The sequence below is a fragment of the Microbacterium sp. genome (genome assembly GCF_030149085.1).
Classification (GTDB): Bacteria; Actinomycetota; Actinomycetes; order Actinomycetales; family Microbacteriaceae; genus Microbacterium.
Genome location: NZ_JASBSF010000176.1, coordinates 1 through 7,146 on the forward strand (window position 1 = coordinate 1; position 7,146 = coordinate 7,146).

The 7,146-nt window shown below is 66.2% G+C and carries 8 protein-coding genes; 3 read left to right on the forward strand and 5 right to left on the reverse strand.

Annotation, left to right across the window (positions count from 1 at the left end; genetic code table 11):
• Positions 1-1,178: molecular chaperone DnaK (gene dnaK / locus Q1V87_RS07065; protein WP_300591461.1), on the reverse strand; the 1,178-nt coding region annotated here is incomplete at its 3' end.
• Positions 1,179-1,342: 164 nt separating this feature from the next.
• On the opposite strand from dnaK, the gene Q1V87_RS07070 reads away from it, so the two are divergent.
• Positions 1,343-1,909: a GNAT family N-acetyltransferase gene (locus tag Q1V87_RS07070; RefSeq protein ID WP_300591462.1), complete on the forward strand. Its 567-nt coding sequence runs from the start codon at positions 1,343-1,345 to the stop codon at positions 1,907-1,909.
• 13 nt (positions 1,910-1,922) lie between these two features.
• On the opposite strand, the gene Q1V87_RS07075 is transcribed toward Q1V87_RS07070, so the two are convergent.
• From Q1V87_RS07075 to Q1V87_RS07085, 3 genes are all read right to left on the reverse strand, one after another.
• A complete protein-coding gene (locus tag Q1V87_RS07075) occupies positions 1,923-2,471 on the reverse strand; it encodes a hypothetical protein (protein ID WP_300591463.1) in 549 nt (182 codons plus the stop codon).
• A 77-nt stretch (positions 2,472-2,548) separates the two neighbouring features.
• Positions 2,549-3,757 carry a cation:proton antiporter gene (locus Q1V87_RS07080; protein WP_300591464.1) on the reverse strand — a complete coding sequence of 403 codons (1,209 nt, stop codon included), beginning with the start codon at positions 3,755-3,757 and terminating at the stop codon, positions 2,549-2,551.
• Between the two features lie 3 nt (positions 3,758-3,760).
• The gene (locus Q1V87_RS07085; protein ID WP_300591466.1) at positions 3,761-4,249 is read right to left on the reverse strand and encodes a cation:proton antiporter regulatory subunit; all 489 of its coding nucleotides are present in this window, start codon (positions 4,247-4,249) and stop codon (positions 3,761-3,763) included.
• Between the two features lie 62 nt (positions 4,250-4,311).
• Between Q1V87_RS07085 and Q1V87_RS07090 the strand changes: the two genes are divergently transcribed.
• On the forward strand, positions 4,312-5,766 hold the full coding sequence (locus tag Q1V87_RS07090; protein ID WP_366246856.1) for an MFS transporter: 1,455 nt from the start codon (positions 4,312-4,314) through the stop codon (positions 5,764-5,766).
• A gap of 230 nt (positions 5,767-5,996) precedes the next feature.
• Here the strand turns inward: Q1V87_RS07090 and Q1V87_RS07095 are convergent, their stop codons facing one another.
• The gene (locus Q1V87_RS07095) at positions 5,997-6,581 is read right to left on the reverse strand and encodes a MarR family winged helix-turn-helix transcriptional regulator (RefSeq protein ID WP_292707132.1); all 585 of its coding nucleotides are present in this window, start codon (positions 6,579-6,581) and stop codon (positions 5,997-5,999) included.
• A 143-nt stretch (positions 6,582-6,724) separates the two neighbouring features.
• Here Q1V87_RS07095 and Q1V87_RS07100 point away from each other — a divergent pair.
• Positions 6,725-7,146 (forward strand): hypothetical protein (locus tag Q1V87_RS07100; RefSeq protein ID WP_300591467.1); only part of this gene is annotated, 422 nt, incomplete at its 3' end.

A 7,146-nucleotide genomic window follows, 5' to 3' on the forward strand; every position in this document is an offset into this window, starting at 1 on the left:
GTGTTGCGCTCGATGAGCTTGGTCATGATGCCGCCCTTGGTCTCGATACCGAGGCTCAGCGGGGTGACGTCGATGAGCAGAACGTCCTTGCGCTCGCCCTTGAGGACGCCCGCCTGGAGGGCCGCACCGACGGCGACGACCTCATCGGGGTTCACACCCTTGTTGGGCTCCTTGCCACCGGTCTCTTTCTTGACGAGGTCGCTCACGGCTGGCATACGGGTCGAACCACCCACGAGCACGACGTGGTCGATGTCGCCGACCTTGATGCCGGCTTCGCGGATGACGTCCTCGAACGGCTTCTTGGTGCGGTCCAGCAGGTCCTTGGTGAGGTCCTCGAACTTGGCGCGGGTGATCGTCTCGGACAGCGACACAGGGCCGTTCTCCGTCAGCGACAGGTAGGGCAGGTTCACGCTCGTGGATGCCGAGCTCGAGAGCTCCTTCTTCGCCTGCTCCGCGGCCTCCTTGAGGCGCTGCAGCGCGATCTTGTCGCCCGAGACGTCAACGCCGGTCGTGTCCTTGAACTGCTTGATCAGGTAGTCGACGACCCGCTGATCCCAGTCGTCACCACCGAGGCGGTTGTCGCCCGCGGTCGAACGCACCTGGATGGTCGAGAAGTCGTCATCCTTGCCCACTTCGAGCAGTGACACGTCGAAGGTCCCGCCACCGAGGTCGAACACGAGGATGAGCTCGTCTTCCTTGCCGCGGTCCAGGCCGTAGGCCAGAGCGGCAGCAGTCGGCTCGTTGATGATACGCAGGACGTTCAGACCCGCGATCTCGCCGGCCTCCTTCGTCGCCTGACGCTCGGCGTCGTTGAAGTAGGCGGGGACGGTGATGACGGCATCCGTCACCGTGTCACCGAGGTACTGCTCGGCATCGTGCTTCAGCTTGGCGAGGATGCGTGCCGAGATCTCTTGGGGCGTGTACTTCTTGCCGTCCACATCGAAGGTCCAGGTGGTGCCCATGTGGCGCTTGACCGACGAAACGGTGCGGTCGACGTTGGTGACGGCCTGACGCTTGGCGGTCTCGCCGACGAGCACCTCGCCGTCCTTCGTGAATGCGACCACCGACGGGGTGGTGCGGAAGCCCTCGGCGTTGGCGATGACCTTGGGCTCGCCGCCCTCGAGGACGCTGACGACGGAGTTGGTGGTTCCGAGGTCGATTCCCACTGCACGTGGCATCTGTTTCTCCTTGTTCTGCGTGGAAGCGATGTTCCGGTTGAAAGTCGACTCGCGTCACCCACGAGAGGTTGAGCCGCGATGACTCAAGCCTAGCGAGCCGGCAGTGGCATGTCAATCGGAGTTGAGTCTTATCATATCAAGTTTGCGGCGACGATAATGTCTGCGTGAACCTTCCCTGGCACTTCGCTCCGCTGCGCGGCGAGCGCGTGACACTCGACCTTCTGCGAGCCGACGATGTGGAGGTGCTGAGTACCATCCAGGGCGACCCGGCGATCGTGCGGTACATGCTCTACGAGGCGCGGTCGCGCGAGCAGGTCATTGCCGCGATCGAGCGCGACAGCGCCCACGACTGCCTCGAGAGGGCCGGTGACTACGTGCAGCCGGCGATCCGGGATGCCGATGGCCAGCTGGTCGGAACGCTGTACTTCACCCTCGTCAGCACCGATGACCGCACCGCCGAGATCGGATGGCTGCTGTCAGCATCCGCGCGGGGAAAGGGCTATGCCACCGAGGCTGCCGAGATCTTTCTGCGCGTCGGATTTGAAGACCTCGGGTTGCACCGGATCTCTGCCGAACTCGATCCGCGCAACGACGCCTCAGCCGCAGTCTGCCAGCGCCTCGGCATGCGACACGAGGCACACCTCCGCGAGAACATGTGGCTGAAGGGCGAGTGGGTCGACACGGCGATCTACGCGATCCTCGAACAGGACTACCGGCGCGCGCACGCCTGACCCCAGCAGCGCTTCACACGGTCTTCGCGAGGGTTTGCAGCGCGATCACCAGGAAGCCGAGCCCGACAAGGATGCCCAGAGCGATCACTCGTTCCCACCACCGCGCGTGGGAGCGACGTACGGCGAGCCATCCGATCAGGGCGAGGGTGACGATGTAGACGATGGCGGCGGCACTGATCGCCGTAGAAAGGGCGATGATCTCGAGCCATCCGAGCAGCATCAGCCCCCCTGGCACGAGAACCGTCGACAGGCCCCCACCGGCAACGCGCAAGAGCACAACCCAATCCGCGCCGTGAGGGAACTCACCCTCCACCGCCAGGTGCGAGACCACGTCAGACACGAACCCCGCGATCGTGATCCCGAGCACACCGAACAGCAGGGCAAGCAGGGCGTGGTCGGCATCCGCATGATCGGAGCCGGCGACCACGAGGACGATGGCAAGCCCGGTGAAGGTGGCGTAGATCCGTTCGCGGAGATACGCACCGACAGCCCGACTGCCGCCGGTGTTGAAGAGGCGGTCATAGCGCCGTTGCATCGATGATCCGCCCTCGGGCGCCGCCACCGGCCGATCGTCTGGACGCTCCGGTCGGTTCCCCCCGTCGGGGTCCTCCGCTGACCCAGGCTTCATCATGTGCCTCCTCAGCTTCCGGCTGCCGCCGCCCGCTGTCGCATCCGCCGCGCCTTCTGCCGCCCCTTGGCCCAGGCGTCGAACCTCGCGGTATCGGGAATGCGCGCCAGGAGGGGCCCGACGACGATCGTGATCAGGACGTAGGCCGTGGCGAGCGCGGCAAGCGATCGGTCGGCCCCGGCCGATACCGCAAGCCCCGCGATGACGATCGAGAACTCCCCGCGAGGCGTGAGCGCGAAGCCGGCACGCCAGCGACCGGGCTCGGCGATCCCGGCCTTACGCGCCGCAAGGTAGCCGGTCAAGACCTTCGTGCCCATCGTGACGATCGCCAGGATGAGCGCGGGGACGAGCACCGGAGGGAGATCGGAGGGGGTGGTGGAAAGCCCGAAGAACAGGAAGAACACTGCCGCGAACAGGTCGCGCAGCGGAGTGAGAACCTGCGTCGCATGCTCGGCCGCGGGACCCGAGATCGCGATGCCCACCAGGAAGGCGCCGACCGCTGCCGACACGTTCGCCTCTGCGGCAAGCCCCGCAACGATCAGGGTGAGCCCCAGCACCGAGAGCAGCAGAACGTCCGCCCGCTTGGACCAGACGAGCTTGGAGACGAGGGGTCCGTGCCGGAGCGCCACCCAGAGGATCAGAAGCACCGCGGCGAGCGCGATCGTGACGCTGATCGTCCCGGCGGCAAGGTCCATGCCGACCAAGACAGCTGTCAGCACCGGAAGGTAGAAGGCCATCGCCAGGTCCTCGATCACCAGGATCGAGAGGATCGTCGGCGTCTCTCGGTTGGGGAGGCGACCCAGATCCTGCAGCACTTTGGCAACGACACCGGATGATGAGACCCACGTGATCCCCGCGAGCACCAGCGCACCGATCGGCCCCCACCCGAGGACGAAGCCGGCGATCGCGCCGGGGATGGCGTTGAGAGCCATGTCTAGGCCGCCAGCCATGCGCGACCTGTTCAGGCTACCCATCAGCTCTTTTGCGTTGTACTCCAGGCCCAGCATCACGAGCAGCAGGATGACGCCGATCTCGGCGCCGACTTCGATGAACTCCTCGCCCTGCGAGATCGGCAGGATCCCGCCCTCGCCGAACGCGAGACCTCCCAGGAGGATCAGTGGAATCGGGGAGATACCAATGCGCCCTGCGAGGCGACCCAGCAGCGCGATGCCGAACAGCAGCGCGCCGATCTCGAGAAAGAGCAGCGCGCCATCATGCATCGATCAAGCGCCGTTCAGAATCCGGACCAGATGCTCCAGGCCCTCGCGGGTGCCGACGACGACCAGGGTGTCACCGGCGCGAAGCACGTCGGAGGGCTCGGGCGCAGGGATGACGCCTGACTCGCGCACGACGGCGACGATCGAGCAGCGCGTGAGCGTGCGTGCTTTGGTATCGCCGAGGGGGCGACCGACGTACGGGGAGTCTGCCCGCACGGGAATCTTCTCCATCTGCAGGCCGGCGAAGGCCTCCTGCAGTCCCGCCAACTGCGTGAGGATCACCGATCCACCCAGAACCTCCGAAAGGGCGGTGGCCTCGTCATCCGTCAATGCCAGAGTGTCGCCACAGCGGTCGGGGTCGTCCTCGTCCGAGATCGCGATTTCGCGGCCACCGTCACGGAAGTTCACCACCGACAGACGCCGACCATCGTCGGTGAGGATGTCGTGACGGATGCCGATACCGGGCAGTTCGGCGCGCTCCACATGAACGGGCATGCGCCCATCTTCGCACCAAAAGGGCTACCCAATGTTCACTCTGGACCCCTAGCGTATGGCGAGTGAGCGATAGCGAGCCCGAACTCCGCGGGGCCCCGGCCTCGGCATCCGACGCGACCCGTGTGCCAACTCCCCCGCCGACCACCGACACCGACGCTCTCGAGAGCCTCGCGGTGCTCTTCCAGGACTCCACCGAGGAGCGCGAGATCCCCCGCAAACAGGTCGTCTCGTGGGCGTTCTGGGACTGGGCGACGCAGCCGTTCAACTCCGTCATCCTCACCTTCGTCTTCGCCGCGCTGTACCTCGTCTCCGACAGTTTCTTGCCCGCTGACGTCGCCTCGCTTCCGGATGATTCCCCGGTGAAGGAGGCGGCGCTGGCAGACCTCACCAGCGGCTATGGCTTGGTCACCACCATCGCGGGGCTTCTCATCCTGTTCCTCGCGCCGGTCCTCGGCCAGCAGGCAGACCGCCGGGGCAGCAAGAAGCGCTGGCTGTTCGTGTTCACGATGCTTCTGGCGCTCGCGCAGTTCGCGCTGTTCTTCGTCTACGCCCAGCCCGTCTTCTTCTGGTACGGCGCGGCAGTACTTGCCGTGGGCGCGGTCATCTCCGAGATCGCCGGCGTCAACTACAACGCCCTCCTCGTGCAGGTATCGACGCCGAAGACCGTCGGCAAGGTCAGCGGCCTCGGCTGGGGCATGGGATATATCGGCGGAATCGTCGCCCTCGTGATCGTCGTCGCGCTCACGTTCGCCGACTGGTTCGGGATGGACACTTCTGACGGACTTGCGTACCGCCTGATCGCGGTCGGATGCGGTGTGTGGACGATCCTGTTCTCCATCCCGCTGTTCCGCAACGTTCCCGAGCCCCCTCCGTCGGCACCCGGCCAGAGCGTCGGCTTCTTCCGTAGCTACGTGGTGCTCGTGAAGGACATCGCGCGGCTGTTCCGGGAGCACCGCCCCACTTTCTGGTTCCTTATCGCCAGCGCCGTGTACCGCGACGGGCTCGCCGGGGTCTTCGCCTTCGGCGGGGTGCTTGCCGCCGTCGCCTTCGGGTTCGGGCCGACTGACGTCATCCTGTTCGCGATCGCCGCAAACGTGGTGGCCGGCCTGTCGACGATCATCGCGGGTCGCTTCGACGACCGATTCGGAGCGAAGGCCGTCATCGTTTTCGCCCTGACGACACTCGTGCTCGTCGCTTTCGTCGTCTTCGCCTTCCACGACCTCGGCGCCGTCATCTTCTGGATCGGCGGGCTCATCCTCTCCGCGATGGTTGGTCCGGCCCAGGCCGCGTCGCGGTCGCTGCTCGCCCGGGTCACCCCGACGGGGATGCAGGGTGAGATCTTCGGTCTCTACGCCACCACCGGCCGCGTAGCGAGCTTCCTGTCCCCGGCGATGTGGACGGTCTTTATCGCCGCCTTCGGTTCGACCATCTTCGGCGTCCTCGGCATCGGACTGGTGCTGCTGCTCGGCCTCATCCTGCTGCTGTTCGTGCGGTTGCCGAAGCGCTCGGCGGCCTGAGCGCGGCTCCGGCATCCTCGAGGTAGGCAAAATCCGCAAGGTAGGAGGGTGGCGGCAGCATCCGTCCTACCTCGGTGATTTCTCCTACCTCCGTGCTGACGGCACAGGCGTCGCCCGGGCGTGGCACCTGAATCGCGGAGGTCGGCAATCTCTCGGAGGTAGGACGACGTGCCCAGCATCCGTCCTACGTCGGTGATGTCTCCGAGCTGCGCGATTCGGCGGGGGCGGGGTCAGCTTGGCCAGGAGTCGGCGAGCTTGGTCAGCAGGCGGGCGAGGTCGGCGCGTTCGGCATCCGTGAAGGATGTCAGCGCCGTCGTGATCGCATCCCGGCGCTGATCGCGAAAGCCGCGAACGAAGGCCTCGCCCTTGTCGGTGAGGACGATCCGGGTTCGGCGGGCATCGTCGGGGTCGGCTTCGCGACGCACAAGTCCGAACTCGACCCCCTGCTGGACGAGGCGTGATGCGCGAGGCTGATCGACGCCGATCGCTTCGCCGAGCTCGCTCACGGTCAGCGGGTGGTCGCTGGATGCCAGCACCTCGAGCACCCGCATCCGTGCCGGGCCCGAGATGCGGGCATCTCCCCGCTGTTCCCTCGGACCCATCGGTCCCGCCCACGGACCCCAGCCGCCGCCCGGCGCGAAGCCCGGTCCTCCTCGGTGATGCCCGCGCCTGCGGTGGTCACGTTCTTCGTCGGAACCGTGGTCGTGGGACTCGGAGGGCTCGTGAGGCATCCACGGCCGGGGGCCGCGCCGACCTCGCAGGCGAACGAGTGCTGCCGCGATCTGATCGATGGGGTCGGACGGCGAGCTCGGCATCCTTCCAATTTACATGCGAGTTGACATGGACTCGGATTACATGTCACCATACAACTACATGCATCATCACATGCATTTCCGAGGAGGCTGCGACAACGCCCACCGGAACTGACGCGGGCTGCGCCCGCCAGAGAGGATTCACCATGAACACCCACGAAGAACACCACGAAGACGCTCCCGGCGGAAGCGACCGCCCACTCGGGTACTGGCTGCGCCTGGTCGACGCCCTGATCAGCCGAGAGTTCGACATCCGCTTGGCCGAGTCCGGCGCGGACCGCCGTGACTGGATGCTGCTGAACGTCATCGACGGCACCTACGCCTGGGCCCGAGCACCCCGAGGTAAGCGGATGCGCCGGCTCGAGGAGCGCGGCTGGATCGAGCAGAACGGATCCGGCGACTGGACTCTCACCGACGCCGGTCGCGAGATGAAGGATCGGCTCGGGAAGGCCGTGTCCGGCATCCGTGAGCGCGTGTCAAGCGCGGTCTCACCCGAAGACTACGCCACGACCATCGCGTCACTGCAGGCGATGGCCCGCGAACTCGGCGGGGATCAGAAGGACGACCT

Bases quoted from the DNA above. Each gene is read 5' to 3' on its own strand.
- Q1V87_RS07085 (WP_300591466.1), bottom strand. From the start codon at position 4,249: ATGCCCGTTCATGTGGAGCGCGCCGAACTGCCCGGTATCGGCATCCGT.
- Q1V87_RS07080 (WP_300591464.1), bottom strand. From the start codon at position 3,757: ATGCATGATGGCGCGCTGCTCTTTCTCGAGATCGGCGCGCTGCTGTTC.
- Q1V87_RS07095 (WP_292707132.1), bottom strand. From the start codon at position 6,581: ATGCCGAGCTCGCCGTCCGACCCCATCGATCAGATCGCGGCAGCACTC.